Below are 15,581 nucleotides of genomic sequence, written 5' to 3'. Positions count from 1 at the left end.
TGCGAGTTGCCGAGTGCGGCACCGCCCACCAAGAGGCCTAGTAGTTGAGTCGAGCGAAGACAGAGAGTCCATGGACCTTTTCGAGTATCAAGCAAAAGAATTGTTCGCCAAGCACAACGTACCGACTACGCCGGGACGCGTGACCGACACCGCCGAGGGCGCTCGCGAGATCGCCACCGAGATCGGTCGTCCGGTGATGGTCAAAGCGCAGGTGAAGGTCGGCGGACGTGGCAAGGCTGGTGGCGTCAAGTACGCGGCGACGCCCGACGATGCCTACGAGCACGCCAAGAACATCCTCGGTCTCGACATCAAGGGACACGTCGTGAAGAAGCTGCTGGTCGCGGAGGCCAGCGACATCGCCGAGGAGTACTACATCTCCTTCCTGCTCGACCGCGCCAACCGCACCTACCTGGCCATGTGCTCGGTTGAGGGCGGCATGGAGATCGAAGAGGTGGCCGCCACCAAGCCGGAGCGGCTGGCCAAGGTTCCGGTGGACGCCGTCAAGGGTGTCGACCTGGCGACCGCGCGTTCCATCGCCGAGCAGGGCCACCTGCCCGCCGAGGTGCTCGACGCCGCCGCGATCACCATCAACAAACTGTGGGAGGTCTTCGTCGCCGAGGACGCCACCCTGGTTGAGGTCAACCCTTTGGTGCGCGACCCGAAGGACCAGATCCTGGCGCTGGACGGCAAGGTCACGCTAGACGCCAACGCCGACTTCCGTCAGCCCGGCCACGCCGAATTCGAGGACCGCGACGCCACCGACCCCCTGGAGCTCAAGGCCAAGGAGCACGACCTCAACTACGTCAAGCTGGACGGGGCGGTCGGCATCATCGGTAACGGTGCGGGCCTGGTGATGTCGACGCTCGACGTCGTCGCCTACGCCGGCGAGAAGCACGGCGGGGTCAAGCCGGCCAACTTCCTCGACATCGGCGGCGGCGCGTCCGCCGAGGTGATGGCCGCGGGTCTTGACGTCATCCTGAACGACAAGCAGGTCAAGAGCGTGTTCGTGAACGTGTTCGGCGGCATCACCTCCTGCGACGCGGTCGCCAACGGCATCGTGACCGCGCTGAACATGCTCGGCGACGAGGCCAACAAGCCGCTCGTGGTCCGGCTCGACGGCAACAACGTCGACGAGGGCCGCAAGATCCTGGCCGACGCCAACCACCCGCTGGTGATCCAGGCCGAGACCATGGACGCCGGTGCCGACAAAGCCGCCGAGCTGGCGAACAAGTAAGGGACACAAGAGATGTCGATCTTCCTGAACAAAGACTCCAAGGTAATCGTCCAGGGCATCACCGGTGGTGAGGGCACCAAGCACACCGCGCTCATGCTGAAGGCCGGCACCCAGGTGGTGGGTGGCGTGAACGCCCGCAAGGCCGGCACGACCGTGTCGCACGTGGACCCCGTCGGTAAGGACGTCGAGCTCCCGGTCTTCGGCAGCGTCGCGGAGGCGATGAAGGAGACCGGCGCCAACGTGTCGGTCGTCTTCGTGCCGCCGAAGTTCGCCAAGGACGCGATCATCGAGGCCATCGACGCCGAGATCCCGCTGCTGGTCGTCATCACCGAGGGAATTCCGGTGCAGGACAGCGCCTATGCGTGGGCCTACAACGTCGACAAGGGCCAGAAGACGCGCATCATCGGGCCGAACTGCCCCGGCATCATCACCCCGGGCGAGGCGCTGGCCGGCATCACCCCGGCGAACATCAGCGGCCCCGGCCCGGTCGGCTTGGTCTCCAAGTCGGGCACCCTGACCTACCAGATGATGTACGAGCTGCGCGATTTCGGCTTCTCCACCTCGATCGGCATCGGCGGCGACCCGGTGATCGGCACCACCCACATTGACGCCATTGAGGCCTTCGAGAAGGACCCCGACACCAAGGTCATCGTGATGATCGGTGAGATCGGCGGTGATGCCGAGGAGCGTGCGGCCGACTACATCAAGGCCAACGTGTCCAAGCCGGTCGTCGGCTACGTCGCGGGATTCACCGCGCCGGAGGGCAAGACGATGGGTCACGCGGGTGCCATCGTGTCCGGCTCGTCGGGCACCGCGGCCGCCAAGAAGGAAGCGCTGGAGGCGGCCGGCGTCAAGGTGGGCAAGACCCCGTCGGAGACCGCCGCGCTGGCCCGGGAGATTCTGCAGAGCCTGTAGCGCGGAAGGCTGCGCGGGCCCCGGATTTGGCCGGGGCCCGGCCCTCAGTAGATAGTGGGTCTATGAATCTCGACCCGAACACCCCCGTCATCGTCGGGGTAGGGCAGTTCACCGAGCGCATCGAGGACTCCGGCTACCGCGGAATGTCGTCGGTGGAACTCGCGACGGCCGCGGCGCAGGCCGCTCTGCATGACGCTGGGGCCGACGCCAGCGCGGTCGCCGCGGCCATCGACACCGTCGCCGCGATCCGGCAGTTCGAGCTCTCCGGGCGCACGCCCGCGCCGATGGGCAAGTCCAACAACTACCCGCGGTCGGTGGCCAAGCGCATCGGCGCCGCACCGGCCCGCGCGATTCTCGAGCCGATCGGCGGCCAGGGCCCCCAGCATCTGGTCACCGAGTTCGCCGGCGTCATCGCCTCGGGTGAGGCCGAGGTCGTGATGATCTTCGGCTCCGAAAACACCTCCAGCATCCGGTATTTCGCCGACCGGGATAAGCCGGACCACTCCGACACGGTCGAGGGTTCCCTCGAGGACCGGGGCTTCGGCTACGACGGACTGTTCGACGACTACACCGTCGCGCACGGCCTGATCGGAGCGCCCGCCCAGTACGGGCTGCTGGAGAACGCGCGCCGCGCCCGGCTGGGCTTGAGCGTCGCCGACTACCGCCGCCAGATGGGCGAGCTGTTCGCCCCGTTCACCAAGGTTGCGGCGAAGAACCCGTTCGCGTCCTCCCCGGTGGAGCGCAGCGTCGACGAGCTGATCACCGTCACCGCGTCCAACCGGATGATCTGCGATCCGTACCCGAGGCTGCTGGTGGCCCGCGACCAGGTCAACCAGGGAGCGGCCGCGCTGCTGATGTCGGTGGGCGCCGCCCGCCGGCTCGGGGTGCCCGAGGAACGCTGGGTGTTCCTGCACGGCCACGCCGACATGGTGGACCAGCCGCTGCTCGACCGCCTTGACCTGACGCACAACTCGGCTTCGGTGCTGGCGGTCCGGGAAGCATTGGCCGGGGCCGGCATCGGCATCGACGACGTCTCGACCTTCGACCTCTACAGCTGCTTCCCGGTGCCGGTGTTCAACTTCTGCGACGGGATGGGTCTGGCCACCGACGATTCTCGCGGGCTGACGCTCACCGGCGGCCTGCCGTACTTCGGCGGACCAGGCAACAACTACTCACTGCACGGCATCGCCGAGACGGTCAGCGAAATGCGCGATCTCCCAGGGCAATTCGGCCTGGTCGCCGCCAACGGCGGGATCATGAGCAAGTACTCCGTCGGCGTGTACTCCACCACGCCGGTGAACTGGAAGCCCGACAACAGCGCCACGCTGCGCGCCGAGGTCGCCGCCCGTCCCAAGATGCCGGTGAGCATCAAGGCCGACGGCCCGGCCACGATCGAGACCTACACCGTGCGCTACGACTGGCCGGTGCGCACCGGCCTCATTGTCGGGCGGCTCGACGGCGACGGCAGTCGCTTCCTGGCCCTGAGCGAGGAGCCCGATCTGGTCGGCCTGCTCAGCGACGGCGAGCCGCTCGGGGCTTCGATCGTGGTCCGGCCGACGGAGAAGGACAACCGGGCCACGCTGGCCTGAAGCCGCGGTCCTTGCGCGACACATAAACCACGCAGACGACACGCCGCCGGCGGTCGCCGTGGTTTATGTCTCGCGACTATGAATCGTTGTCAGACCAGCGCGGCGAGCTTGCCGGCCAGCCGCTCCACGTAGGCGGCGACCTCGTCCTCGGACTTGTCCGGCAGCCCGAACAGCACCTCGGTCACCCCGAGGTCGGCCCACTTGGCGAGCTTCTCGGGCACCGGCTTGAAGTCCAGCGCCACGATCTGCGGGGCGCCGTCGCGGCCCGCCGCCGCCCAGGTGTCCTGCAGCAGCTTCACCGGCTCGTCGATGTTGAAGTCGCGCGGAGTGGTGATCCAGCCGTCGGCGCTGCGGGCGATCCACTTGAAGTTCTTCTCGGTGCCCGCGGCGCCCACCAGCACCGGGATGTGCGACTGCACCGGCTTGGGCCAGGCCCAGCTGGGACCGAACTTCACGAACTCGCCGTCGTACTGGGCTTCCTCTTCGGTCCACAGCGCCCGCATCGCCTCGAGGTATTCGCGCAGCATGGTGCGGCGCCGACCCGGTGGCACGTTGTGGTCGGCGAGTTCGTCGGTGTTCCAGCCGAATCCGACGCCCAGGCTGACCCGTCCGCCCGACAGGTGGTCAAGGGTGGCAATACTTTTCGCCAGGGTGATCGGGTCGTGCTCGACCGGCAGGGCCACCGCGGTGGACAGCCGCACCCGCGAGGTGACCGCGCACGCAGCACCGAGACTTACCCATGGGTCTAGTGTCCGCATGTAGCGATCGTCGGGCAGCGATTCGTCCCCCGTCGTGGGGTGAGCCGCCTCGCGCTTCACCGGAATGTGCGTGTGTTCTGGCACGTAGAAGGTCTGAAAGCCGTGGTCGTCGGCGAGCTTCGCGGCCTTCGCCGGGGAGATGCCACGATCGCTGGTAAAAAGCACTAGGCCGTAATCCATGCAGAGAATTAGAACGTGTTCTACCTCTGCTGGGCAAGCCGTTGTGACACGGACCGTCTCGCGAGGGGCTCGCGGCGCCGCCGGCGTGGGTCGCACCGTCCAAGCCAGTGGCGGCGGCACAGGTTGCCGCACGTGCGCTAGCGTGGGTGATCGACCGCGTCGCTAACACAGCGAGGCGCCTGGAAGCACAGCGTTGCACTGCAACCGTGGCGACCGCTAGGCAGTTCAAGGCACTGGAAGCAACAGGAGGAGCCATGACCTACTCTCCCGGAAGCCCGGGCTACCCGCCGGCGCAACCCGGCGGCGGCTATGCGGGCGCCACACCGTCCTTCGCCAAGGACGACGACGGAACGAGCAAGCTGCCGTTCTTCCTGAACATCGCGGTGGTCGTGCTGGGTCTGGCGGCCTACCTCCTGAACTTCGGTCCAACCTTCACCATCGGCGCCGACCTCGGCCCGGGCATCGGTGGGCGCGCGGGCGACGCCGGCACCGCGGTGGTGGTCGCCGTACTGGCCGCGCTGCTGGCCGGGCTCGGCCTGCTGCCGAAGACCAAGAACTACCCGGGAATCGTCGCCGTGATCGCGGTCCTGGCTGCATTGCTGGCCATCACCGAGACGATCAACCTGCCCGCCGGATTCGCGATCGGCTGGGCGATGTGGCCACTGGTGGCGGCCGTCGTGCTGCAGGCGATCGCCGCGGTCGTCGTGGTCCTGCTGGAGTCCGGCGTGATCACCGCACCGGCGCCGCGGCCCAAGTACGACCCCTACGCGCAGTACAACCAGTACGGGCAATACGGCCAGTACGGCCAGCAGCCCTACTACGGACAGCAGGCGGGCGGCCAGCACGGGGGCCAACAGCAGTCGCCGCAGGGATACGGGTCGCAGTACGGCGGCTATTCGCCCAGCGCGGCTCCCACCCAGAGCGGCGTTCCGACCGGCGGTTTCGGCGCTCAGCCGTCGCCGCAGTCCGGTCCCCAACACTCCGCGCAGCAGCACGGCCCGTCCACGCCGCCCACCGGCTTCCCCAGCTTCAGCCCGCCGCCGAACACCGGCGGATCGGATGCCGGTTCGGCGACGACGAACTTCTCCGAGCAGGGTGGGGGCCAGCAGTTCGGCCAGGAGCAGCAGTCGGGATCGTCACCGTCTGGGCCAGCGCCCTCCTAACCGTGCGCTGTCGCGCCTAGTCGGGGACGTGCCCCAGAGTGACACGGGTGGAGGACAACCGGGCAGCGGGCGCTCGCCAGGCGCGTGACCTAGTCAGGGTCGCGTTCGCGCCGGCAGTGGTGGCGTTGGTCATCATCGCCGCGGTCACGCTGATCCAGTTGTTGATCGCCAACAGCGACATGACCGGCGCGCTGGGCGCCATCGCCAGCATGTGGCTGGGCGTGCACCAGGTCCCGGTCTCGATCGGTGGCCGCGAACTCGGTGTGATGCCGCTGCTGCCGGTCCTGCTGATGATCTGGGCGACCGCGCGCAGCACGGCGCGCGCGACCACGCCCCACTCGTCGTGGCTGGTCGTTCGCTGGGTCGTCGCCTCGGCGCTGGGCGGTCCGCTGCTGATGGCGGCGATCGCCCTGGCGATCATCCACGACGCGTCCTCGGTAATCACCGAGCTGCAAACACCTAGCGCGCTGCGCGCGTTCCTCAGCGTGCTCGTGGTTCATGCCGCCGGCGCCGGGATCGGCGTGTGGTCCCGGGTGGGGCCCCGCGCGCTGGCGGCGGCGTCGCTGCCGTTCTGGCTCGGCGACTCCGTGCGCGCCGCATCCGCCGGTCTGCTGGCGTTGCTGGGGCTCTCCGGCCTGGTGGCGGCCGGGTCGCTGGTCGTGCACTGGTCGACCATGCAGGACCTCTACGGCATCACCGATTCGATCTTCGGCGAATTCAGCCTCACGCTGCTGTCAATGCTGTACGCGCCCAACGTGATTGTGGGCACCGCGGCGATGGCCGTCGGGTCCAGCGCGCATATCGGGTTCGCGACCTTCAGTTCGTTCACCGTGTTCGGTGGCGATATCCCGGCCCTGCCGGTGCTGGCCGCGGTCCCCAGGCCACCGTTGGGGCCGGTCTGGGTGGCGCTGCTGATCATCGGCGCGTCCTCCGGCGTGGCGGTCGGCCAGCAATGCGCCCGGCGTGCGCTGCCGCTGCTGCCGGCGGCGGCCAAGCTGTTGGTCGCCGCGGTCGGCGGGATGCTGGTGATGTCGTTGCTCGCGTACGCCGGCAGCGGCCAGCTGGGCAACTTCGGCCACGTCGGCGTGGACCAGGGTGCGTTGCTCATCGGCGTCTTCTTCTGGTTCGCGGTCGTCGGCGGCATCACCGTGGTGATGAGCGGCGGGATCATGCGTCGGCCCCGAAGGATCAAGCCCAGGCCCGGACCCGTCCCGGCTGTCGAGGAACCCGCGGACTTCGCGGGCGTTTTCGACGACGATCGGCTGCCCGAGGACGCCGAGGGGGAGGGCGCGATCCCAGCGGATCCGGCCGATGTGCCTCCGGACGACGCGCCTCCGGAGGATGTGGCCGCCCCTCGCGATGCCGCCGCTGCCGATGCCACCGAACCCGACGCGCCGGCCGGTGACGACGAGCCACCCCCCGCCGAACCCGGCCGGGCCGAGCCCGAGCGAGATTCCGGGGATTAGGGCTTTTGCCAGCCTCGTAGCGACAACCGCGGTAAGCGCGGTGCGCCCCGGGTGATTGTCGCTCAGAGGCGGGCAATTTCCCTGCGGCCAGCCTGATCGTCGCGGCGATGACGTCGCCAGTAGGCTCGCCGATGTGGTCGAACCGCTCCATGTGCCCCCGAACGCACCGGCACGGGTAGTGGTGCTGGCGTCGGGCACCGGGTCGCTGCTGAATGCACTGCTGACGTCTGCCGTCGCGGACTATCCGGCCCGAGTCGTCGCCGTCGGCGCCGACCGCGACTGCCTGGCCACCGACATCGCCGCGGCCGCGTCCGTACCCGCGTTCACCGTCCGGCTCGGCGATCACCCGGATCGCGATGCCTGGGACGCGGCCATCACCGAGGCCACCGCCGCGCACTCGCCCGACCTGGTGGTCTCCGCCGGATTCATGAAAATCCTTGGGCCGCAGTTTCTTTCGCGGTTCTACGGCCGCGTCATCAACACCCATCCCGCGCTGCTGCCGGCGTTCGCGGGCGCGCACGGAGTGGCCGACGCGTTGGCCTACGGTGTGAAGGTCACAGGCTGTACGGTGCACCTGGTAGACGCCGGGACGGACACCGGGCCGATTCTGGCGCAGGAATCCGTTCCGGTGCTCGACGGCGACACCGAAGAGACTCTGCATGAACGCATCAAAGTCACCGAACGCAAGCTCCTGGTGGACGTGGTGGCCGCGATCGCGACCGGCGGCCTGACCCTGGTCGGGAGAACAGCGACGATCGGACGAAAGGCTACGAACCGATGAGCACCGACGACTGGCGCGAAGACGCCAAACGGCCGATCCGGCGCGCCTTGATCAGCGTGTACGACAAGACCGGGCTGGTCGACCTCGCCCAGGGCCTTGCGGGTGCGGGCGTGGAGATCGTCTCGACCGGGTCCACCGCGAAGGTCATTGCCGACAAAGGCATTCCGGTGACCCGGGTCGAGGAGCTGACCGGTTTTCCCGAAGTCCTCGACGGCCGCGTCAAGACCCTGCACCCGCGCGTGCACGCGGGTCTGCTGGCCGACCTGCGCAAGCCCGAGCACGCCGCCGCACTCGAGGAACTCGGGATTGCGGGCTTCGAGCTCGTCGTCGTCAACCTGTATCCCTTCACCGAGACCGTCGACTCCGGGGCGAGCATCGACGAATGCGTCGAACAGATCGACATCGGCGGCCCGTCGATGGTGCGGGCCGCCGCGAAAAACCACCCCAGCGTGGCGGTGATCACCGATCCGCAGGGTTACGACGGAGTGCTCGCCGCGGTGCGCGAGGGCGGCTTTACCCTCGCCGAGCGCAAAAAGCTGGCCTCGCTGGCGTTTCAGCACACCGCCGAGTACGACATCGCGGTCGCGAGCTGGATGGAGTCGACGCTGGCTCCCGAACACCCGCCGACGACCTTCCCGAAGTGGCTGGGCCGCAGCTGGCGCCGCTCGGCGATGCTGCGCTACGGCGAGAACCCGCACCAGCAGGCGGCGCTGTACGGCGACCCGGGCGCGTGGCCCGGGCTGGCGCAGGCCGAGCAGCTGCACGGAAAAGAGATGTCCTACAACAACTTCACCGATGCGGACGCGGCGTGGCGGGCCGCCTTCGACCATGAGCAGACCTGCGTGGCAATCATCAAGCACGCCAACCCATGTGGCATCGCCATCTCGTCGGCCTCGGTCGCCGACGCACACCGCAAGGCGCACGAGTGCGATCCGCTGAGCGCCTTCGGTGGGGTCATCGCAGCCAACACCGAAGTCAGCCTAGAGATGGCCGAGTACGTCAGCACCATCTTCACCGAGGTCATCGTCGCGCCCGCCTACGAGCCGGCCGCCCTGGAGGTGCTGACCCGCAAGAAGAACATCCGGGTGCTGGTGGGTTCGGAGCCGCTGACCGGTGGCACCGAGCTGCGGCCGATCAGCGGCGGCCTGCTGGTGCAGCAGCGCGACGAACTCGACGCGCACGGCGACAACCCGGCCAACTGGACGCTGGCCACCGGCTCACCCGCCGATCCGGCGACGCTGGCCGACCTGGTGTTCGCCTGGCGCGTCTGTCGCGCCGTGAAATCGAACGCGATCGTGATCGCCGGCGGCGGCGCCACCATCGGCGTCGGCATGGGTCAGGTGAACCGGGTCGATGCCGCGCGGCTGGCCGTCGAACGCGGCGGCGACCGGGTGCGCGGCGCGGTCGCGGCCTCGGACGCATTCTTCCCGTTCCCCGACGGACTCGAGACGCTGACCGGCGCCGGGGTTAAGGCGATCGTGCACCCCGGCGGATCGGTGCGCGACGACGAGGTGACCGCGGCGGCCGCCAACGCCGGCATTTCGCTCTATCTCACCGGGGCGCGTCACTTCGCGCACTAGCCACGGTGTGCGACGCGGGTGTCAATAAGCGTGTATTGAACGCCCTTGGCATGACTCGTCTGAGCGCGCGTCGTAGCGTGGAGTGGTGACGTCACCGAGCAACCTGCCCCGCACAGTCGGCGAACTGCGTGCCGCCGGTCATCGTGAACGGGGAGTCAAGCAGGAAATACGCGAAAATCTGCTCACCGCACTGGCCGAGGGCGATGACATCTGGCCGGGCATTCTGGGATTCGACGACACCGTCTTGCCCCAGCTGGAGCGCGCGCTGATCGCGGGCCACGACTTCGTTCTGCTCGGTGAACGCGGCCAGGGCAAGACCAGGCTGCTGCGCGCGCTGACCGGATTGCTCGACGAGTGGACGCCGGTGATCGCCGGGGCCGAACTGGGTGAGCACCCCTTCTCGCCGATCACGCCGGAGTCCATCCGCAAGGCCGCCACCCTGGGCGACGACCTGCCGATCGAATGGAAGCACCGCAGCGAGCGCTACACCGAGAAGCTCGCCACCCCGGACACCAGCGTCGCCGACCTGGTCGGCGACATCGACCCGATCAAGGTCGCCGAGGGCCGAAGCCTGGGAGACCCGGAGACCATCGCCTACGGCCTGATCCCGCGCGCGCACCGCGGCATCGTCGCGGTCAACGAACTGCCCGACCTTGCCGAGCGCATCCAGGTGTCGATGCTCAACGTGATGGAGGAACGCGATATTCAGGTCCGCGGTTACACGCTGCGCCTGCCGCTGGACGTGTTGGTGGTCGCCAGCGCCAACCCCGAGGACTACACCAACAGGGGCCGCATCATCACCCCGATCAAAGACCGTTTCGGCGCGGAGATCCGGACCCACTACCCGCTGGAGCTCGACGCGGAAGTCGGCGTGATCGCGCAGGAAGCGCACCTGTCGGCCCAGGTTCCCGATTACCTGATGCAGGTCATCGCGCGGTTCGCCCGCTACCTGCGGGAGTCCAACTCCGTCGATCAACGCTCCGGGGTGTCGGCACGGTTCGCGATCGCAGCCGCCGAGACCGTCGCCGCCGCCGCGCGGCATCGCGGTGCGGTGCTGGGGGAGACCGATCCGGTGGCCCGGGTGGTCGACCTGGGCACGGTGATCGACGTCCTGCGCGGCAAGCTGGAATTCGAGTCCGGCGAGGAGGGCCGCGAGCAGGCCGTGCTCGAACACCTGCTGCGCCGCGCGACCGCCGACACCGCGTCGCGGGTGCTGGGCGGCATCGACGTCGGTTCGCTGGTGAGCGCGGTCGAGGGCGGTTCGGCCGTGACGACGGGGGAGCGGGTGTCGGCCAAGGACGTGCTGGCCGCGGTCCCGAACCTGCCCGTGGTGGACAAGATCGCGGCCAAGGTCGGGGCGCAGTCGGAAGGCGAACGCGCCGCGGCCCTGGAACTGGCGCTCGAGGCTCTGTATCTGGCCAAGCGCATCGACAAGGTATCCGGGGAGGGTCAAACCGTCTATGGCTAAAGGGCATTCCTCGCGCTACTCGGCGTACACCGGCGGGCCCGACCCGCTGGCCCCGCCGGTGGATCTGCGCGAGGCGCTCGAACAGATCGGCCAGGATGTCATGGCCGGCACGTCGCCGCGCCGTGCGCTGTCCGAGCTGCTGCGCCGCGGCACCAAGAACATGCCCGGTGCCGACCGGCTGGCCGCCGAAGCCAATCGGCGGCGACGGGATTTGTTGCGGCGCAACAACTTAGACGGAACCCTGCAGGAGATCAAGAAACTCCTGGACGAGGCCGTGCTCGCCGAACGCAAGGAGCTGGCGCGCGCGCTCGACGACGACGCCCGGTTCGGCGAACTGCAACTGGACGCGTTGCCGTCGTCACCGGCCAAGGCCGTCCAGGAGCTCTCCGACTACAACTGGCGCAGCGGCGAGGCGCGCCAAAAGTACGACCAGATCAAGGATCTGCTCGGCCGCGAGATGCTCGACCAACGCTTCGCCGGCATGAAGCAGGCGCTGGAAGGCGCGACCGACGAGGATCGCCAGCGGGTCAACGACATGGTCAACGACCTCAACGACCTGCTGGACAAGCACGCTCGCGGCGAGGACACCCAGCAAGACTTCGAAGACTTCATGGACAAGCACGGCGAGTTCTTCCCGGAGAACCCGCAAAACGTCGATGAGTTGCTGGACTCCCTGGCCAAGCGCGCCGCCGCCGCGCAGCGTTTCCGCAACAGCCTGAGCGCCGAGCAGCGCGCGGAGCTGGATGCCTTGGCGCAGCAGGCTTTTGGCTCGCCGTCGCTGATGCAGGCGCTGAACCGCCTCGACGCGCACCTGCAGGCGGCGCGGCCGGGGGAGGACTGGAGCGGCTCCGAGCAGTTCTCCGGTGACAACCCGTTCGGGATGGGGGAGGGCACCCAGGCGCTGTCCGACATCGCCGAGCTGGAGCAACTGGCCGAGCAGCTCTCGCAGAGCTATCCGGGCGCCACGATGGACGACGTCGACCTGGACGCGCTGGCGCGCCAGCTCGGTGACGAGGCCGCCGTCGACGCCCGCACGCTCGCCGAATTGGAACGCGCGCTGGTCAATCAGGGGTTCTTGGATCGCGGCTCCGACGGCCAGTGGCGGCTGTCGCCGAAGGCCATGCGCCGACTCGGCGAGACGGCGCTACGCGATGTGGCACAACAACTTTCCGGTCGCCGCGGTGAGCGCGACCATCGGCGTGCGGGGGCGGCCGGCGAACTCACCGGTGCCACCCGGCCCTGGCAGTTCGGCGACACCGAGCCGTGGAACATCTCCCGCACGTTGACCAATGCCGTTCTGCGGCAATCGGGAACCGCCACCCTGGACGGCCCCGACGGGCGGTTGAAGATCACCGTCGACGACGTCGAGGTCTCCGAGACCGAGACGCGTACGCAGGCCGCGGTCGCGCTGCTGGTCGATACCTCGTTCTCCATGGTGATGGAGAATCGTTGGCTGCCGATGAAGCAGACGGCGCTGGCGCTGAACCACCTGGTGTGCACGCGCTTTCGTTCGGATGCCTTGCAGATCATCGCCTTTGGCCGGTACGCCCGGACGGTGACCGCCGCCGAGCTCACCGGCCTCGAGGGCGTCTACGAGCAGGGCACCAACCTGCATCACGCGCTCGCACTGGCCGGTCGCCATCTGCGCCGGCATCCCAACGCACAGCCTGTGGTGCTGGTGGTGACCGACGGTGAGCCGACCGCGCACCTGGAGGACTTCGACGGCGACGGCACGACCGTGTTCTTCGACTATCCGCCGCATCCGCGGACCGTCGCCCACACCGTGCGCGGCTTCGACGAGATGGCGCGGCTGGGTGCCCAGATCACGATTTTCCGGCTGGGCAGCGACCCGGGCCTGGCCCGGTTCATCGACCAGGTCGCCCGGCGGGTCGAGGGACGGGTCGTGGTGCCCGATCTCGACGGATTGGGAGCGGCCGTGGTGGGCGACTACCTGCGGTCTCGCCGTCGCTGACCGCCGGCTTGGCAGACCCCGGTCTCGGGATAGGTGTGCCTTGGACTGGGTACAGGCACTTGGAGAAGGAGGAGACGTATGAGCCAGGTTCCAACGATCAAACTCAATGACGGGGTCAGCATTCCGCAGCTGGGTTTCGGGGTGTTCCAGATCAAGCCCGACGAGACCGCGGCGGCGGTGAAGACGGCGCTCGAGATCGGATACCGCCACATCGACACGGCCGAAATGTATGGCAATGAAAAGGAAGTCGCGCAAGGCATTCGCGACGCGGGTCTGGACCGCGGCGATGTCTTCGTCACCAGCAAGCTCAACAACGGATTTCACAAGCCTGACGATGCGCGTCGCGCCTTCGACGAGACGCTGAAGAAGCTGGATTCCGACTACGTCGATTTGTTCCTCATCCACTGGCCGCTGCCCACCCTCTACAACGGCGACTTCGTCTCGACGTGGAAAGTGTTCGAGGAGTTCGCGCGCGACGGACGCGCCCGCAGCATTGGTGTGTCGAATTTCCAAGTCGCACATCTGGATCGGCTCGCCAACGAGACCGACACCGTCCCGTCGGTCAACCAGATCGAGGTGCATCCCTATTTTGGCAACGACGAAGTCCGGGCCTATGGGCGCGAGCACGGCATCGCCACCGAGGCGTGGGCGCCCATCGCGCAGGGCAAGGTGCTCGACGACCCGGTGATCAACCGCGTCGCCGAGGGCCGCGGTAAAACCGCCGCGCAGGCGGTGTTGCGGTGGCACATTCAGCGCGGCGACATCGTCTTCCCGAAATCAGTGACGCCGGAACGGGTCAAAGAAAATTTCGAGCTGTTCGACTTCGAGTTGGACGACTCCGACATGGACACGATCTCCGGGCTGAACAAGGGTGAGTCGGGACGCAACGGCCCCAACCCCGACACGTTCGATTACGTGCCTGACTAAAACGTTCTGCTAGCCGCGTGGCCGACGGGCCTTGCGGATGATGCCGACCCCGCCCCACAGTGAGAAGCCGCGAATGTGGACGGTCGGCGCCCCGGGCGTGCCCTTCCCGAGGACTGCGCGGTCGAAGTTGCCCATCACGCCGCGGCCGTGCACCTCGACGTTGACCTCGGGCGGCAGCAAAATATTTTGCACACCCATAATCGACATCGCATGAATGTCGACCTCGGTCGAGGTGAAGTCGGCGTAGCGCAGATCGACCACGCCGCTGCCCCACAGGGTGAAGGTGGTGAGCTTCTTCGGGACGTTCCATCGGCCGCGGCGCTCGAAGCCGCTCATCAATGCCAGCAGTAGCGTCGACGGCGCCGGATTGGGCTTGCCGCCACGGCGCGGACTGATCGGCGTCCCCGGCAGATCGGCCCGCAGCTGATCCAGTTCCTCGTACGTCGTCGCCGCATAAGCCTTGGTCAGGCGGTCCTCGTAATCGTTGAGCTGCAGGCGGCCCTGCTCGGCCGCATAGGCGAGCAACTGCGCAATCTGGATGCGATCAGTGTCAGCCGCGCGCGACGGCTCGCCGCGCTTATCCTCCGCATCCCGTTGCGTTGAATTGCTCATCACCCACGAGCCTACGACGTCCAGGTTTTGCTGCAAGAGGATTGGCTAAACTGCAACCTTGCGCCGGCCCGCGCCGCGCCGCCGGACATCCGGCCGGGCCCTTTGTTTGACATCTGGCTAACTTCTCGGCTGGCTAACTCATCCAGTTGGGCGGCCGCTTCTCCAGGAACGCCAGCATGCCTTCGCGCGCTTCGTCGGACACGAACAGCCGGGCCGACTCCTCGGCGAGCCGCTCGGCGTCGCGGTCGAACCCGTCCAGCACCGCGGCCGTGGTCAGTGCCTTGGAGGCCGCGAGGCCCTGCGGCGAACCACGGCCGATGTCGGAGACCTGTTTGTCGACCGTGGCGTCGACGTCCTCGGCGGCCTCGGTGATCAATCCGATCTCGGCCGCCCGGGCCGCGTCGAACGTCTCGCCGGACAGGTAGTAACGCGCCGCCGCCCGCGCCGACAGTTTCGGCAGCAGCGTCAACGAGATGATCGCCGGGGCGACGCCGATCCGTGCCTCGGTCAGCGCGAAGGTGCTGCGCGGGCCGGCGATCGCGATATCGCAGGCACCCACCAGACCGAATCCTCCGGCACGGACGTGTCCATTGATCGCGGCGATCACCGGCAGCGGCGAGGAGACGATGGCCCGCATCAAGGCGGCCATCTCGCGGGCCCGCTCGAGGGCCATGTCGTATGCGGACGGTGGCGACCCGCTTCGGCCGCCCCCGCCTGACTCGCTCAAATCCGCACCGGCGCAGAAGGTGCCGCCGGTGTGGCCGAGCACCACCACCCGCACGGCCGGGTCCGCCGAGGCGTCGCGCAGGCCCTGGTGCAACTGGTTGACCAGCGTGGTGGACAGGGCGTTGCGGTTGTGCGGTGAGTTCAGTGTCAGCCGCGCGTACGGGCCGCCCGTGTCGGCGGGTCCGGCGTATTCGACGAGCCTTGTCATGA

Annotated in this window: 13 protein-coding genes; 10 read left to right on the top strand and 3 right to left on the bottom strand. The window is 68.1% G+C overall.

From position 1 onward, the window contains the following. Nucleotides 1-70 precede the first annotated feature (70 nt). The 3 genes from sucC (at nt 71) to A5732_RS20015 (ending at nt 3,738) form a co-directional block, all read left to right on the top strand. Entirely contained in the window at nt 71-1,234 is a 1,164-nt protein-coding gene (gene sucC / locus A5732_RS20025; protein WP_065055788.1) for an ADP-forming succinate--CoA ligase subunit beta, read from the top strand. Between the two features lie 12 nt (nt 1,235-1,246). Next, nucleotides 1,247-2,149 carry a succinate--CoA ligase subunit alpha gene (gene sucD / locus A5732_RS20020; RefSeq protein ID WP_065074409.1) on the top strand — a complete coding sequence of 301 codons (903 nt, stop codon included), beginning with the start codon at nt 1,247-1,249 and terminating at the stop codon, nt 2,147-2,149. A gap of 62 nt (nt 2,150-2,211) precedes the next feature. Continuing rightward, complete coding sequence (locus tag A5732_RS20015; RefSeq protein ID WP_076103102.1) at nt 2,212-3,738, top strand: acetyl-CoA acetyltransferase; 1,527 nt, start codon at nt 2,212-2,214, stop codon at nt 3,736-3,738. Between the two features lie 89 nt (nt 3,739-3,827). Here A5732_RS20015 and A5732_RS20010 read toward each other — a convergent pair whose 3' ends face one another. Continuing rightward, a complete protein-coding gene (locus A5732_RS20010; protein ID WP_076051265.1) occupies nt 3,828-4,676 on the bottom strand; it encodes an LLM class F420-dependent oxidoreductase in 849 nt (282 codons plus the stop codon). Between the two features lie 254 nt (nt 4,677-4,930). Between A5732_RS20010 and A5732_RS20005 the strand changes: the two genes are divergently transcribed. The 7 genes from A5732_RS20005 (at nt 4,931) to A5732_RS19975 (ending at nt 14,033) form a co-directional block, all read left to right on the top strand. Further along, on the top strand, nt 4,931-5,839 hold the full coding sequence (locus A5732_RS20005) for a DUF5336 domain-containing protein (RefSeq protein ID WP_065074407.1): 909 nt from the start codon (nt 4,931-4,933) through the stop codon (nt 5,837-5,839). A gap of 47 nt (nt 5,840-5,886) precedes the next feature. Further along, the gene (locus A5732_RS20000) at nt 5,887-7,305 is read left to right on the top strand and encodes a cell division protein PerM (RefSeq protein WP_076103101.1); all 1,419 of its coding nucleotides are present in this window, start codon (nt 5,887-5,889) and stop codon (nt 7,303-7,305) included. Nucleotides 7,306-7,438: 133 nt separating this feature from the next. Next, nucleotides 7,439-8,086, top strand: a complete 648-nt coding sequence (gene purN / locus A5732_RS19995) for a phosphoribosylglycinamide formyltransferase (RefSeq protein WP_076103100.1) — start codon at nt 7,439-7,441, stop codon at nt 8,084-8,086. Further along, nucleotides 8,083-9,666 (top strand): bifunctional phosphoribosylaminoimidazolecarboxamide formyltransferase/IMP cyclohydrolase, encoded by a 1,584-nt coding sequence (purH, locus tag A5732_RS19990; protein ID WP_076051261.1) that lies wholly within the window; start codon nt 8,083-8,085, stop codon nt 9,664-9,666. Before purN ends, purH begins: the two co-directional genes overlap by 4 nt. A gap of 82 nt (nt 9,667-9,748) precedes the next feature. Further along, nucleotides 9,749-11,134, top strand: a complete 1,386-nt coding sequence (locus A5732_RS19985; protein WP_076103099.1) for an ATP-binding protein — start codon at nt 9,749-9,751, stop codon at nt 11,132-11,134. Beyond that, complete coding sequence (locus A5732_RS19980; RefSeq protein ID WP_076103098.1) at nt 11,127-13,106, top strand: vWA domain-containing protein; 1,980 nt, start codon at nt 11,127-11,129, stop codon at nt 13,104-13,106. The genes A5732_RS19985 and A5732_RS19980 overlap by 8 nt, the downstream gene beginning before the upstream one ends. A 78-nt stretch (nt 13,107-13,184) precedes the next feature. Then, nucleotides 13,185-14,033, top strand: coding sequence for an aldo/keto reductase (locus A5732_RS19975; RefSeq protein ID WP_076103097.1), 849 nt, complete (start codon nt 13,185-13,187; stop codon nt 14,031-14,033). 9 nt (nt 14,034-14,042) lie between these two features. On the opposite strand, the gene A5732_RS19970 is transcribed toward A5732_RS19975, so the two are convergent. Both A5732_RS19970 and A5732_RS19965 read right to left on the bottom strand, forming a co-directional pair. Beyond that, nucleotides 14,043-14,645 carry a DUF1707 SHOCT-like domain-containing protein gene (locus A5732_RS19970; RefSeq protein WP_064953229.1) on the bottom strand — a complete coding sequence of 201 codons (603 nt, stop codon included), beginning with the start codon at nt 14,643-14,645 and terminating at the stop codon, nt 14,043-14,045. Between the two features lie 133 nt (nt 14,646-14,778). Next, nucleotides 14,779-15,579, bottom strand: coding sequence for an enoyl-CoA hydratase family protein (locus tag A5732_RS19965; protein WP_076051257.1), 801 nt, complete (start codon nt 15,577-15,579; stop codon nt 14,779-14,781). Between the last annotated feature and the right edge of the window lie 2 nt (nt 15,580-15,581).

The organism is Mycobacterium colombiense, assembly GCF_001953985.1.
Lineage (GTDB): Bacteria > Actinomycetota > Actinomycetes > Mycobacteriales > Mycobacteriaceae > Mycobacterium > Mycobacterium colombiense_B.
The sequence above is the reverse complement of the archived record's forward strand: the minus strand, read 5'-3'. Positions and strand labels throughout refer to the sequence as shown.

Coding starts and splice junctions, on each gene's coding strand:
- A5732_RS19975 (WP_076103097.1), top strand. CDS start 13,185: ATGAGCCAGGTTCCAACGATCAAACTCAATGACGGGGTCAGCATTCCG.
- A5732_RS19970 (WP_064953229.1), bottom strand. CDS start 14,645: ATGAGCAATTCAACGCAACGGGATGCGGAGGATAAGCGCGGCGAGCCG.
- A5732_RS20010 (WP_076051265.1), bottom strand. CDS start 4,676: ATGGATTACGGCCTAGTGCTTTTTACCAGCGATCGTGGCATCTCCCCG.
- A5732_RS20005 (WP_065074407.1), top strand. CDS start 4,931: ATGACCTACTCTCCCGGAAGCCCGGGCTACCCGCCGGCGCAACCCGGC.
- A5732_RS20015 (WP_076103102.1), top strand. CDS start 2,212: ATGAATCTCGACCCGAACACCCCCGTCATCGTCGGGGTAGGGCAGTTC.
- purH (WP_076051261.1), top strand. CDS start 8,083: ATGAGCACCGACGACTGGCGCGAAGACGCCAAACGGCCGATCCGGCGC.
- A5732_RS19980 (WP_076103098.1), top strand. CDS start 11,127: ATGGCTAAAGGGCATTCCTCGCGCTACTCGGCGTACACCGGCGGGCCC.
- sucD (WP_065074409.1), top strand. CDS start 1,247: ATGTCGATCTTCCTGAACAAAGACTCCAAGGTAATCGTCCAGGGCATC.
- A5732_RS19965 (WP_076051257.1), bottom strand. CDS start 15,579: ATGACAAGGCTCGTCGAATACGCCGGACCCGCCGACACGGGCGGCCCG.
- sucC (WP_065055788.1), top strand. CDS start 71: ATGGACCTTTTCGAGTATCAAGCAAAAGAATTGTTCGCCAAGCACAAC.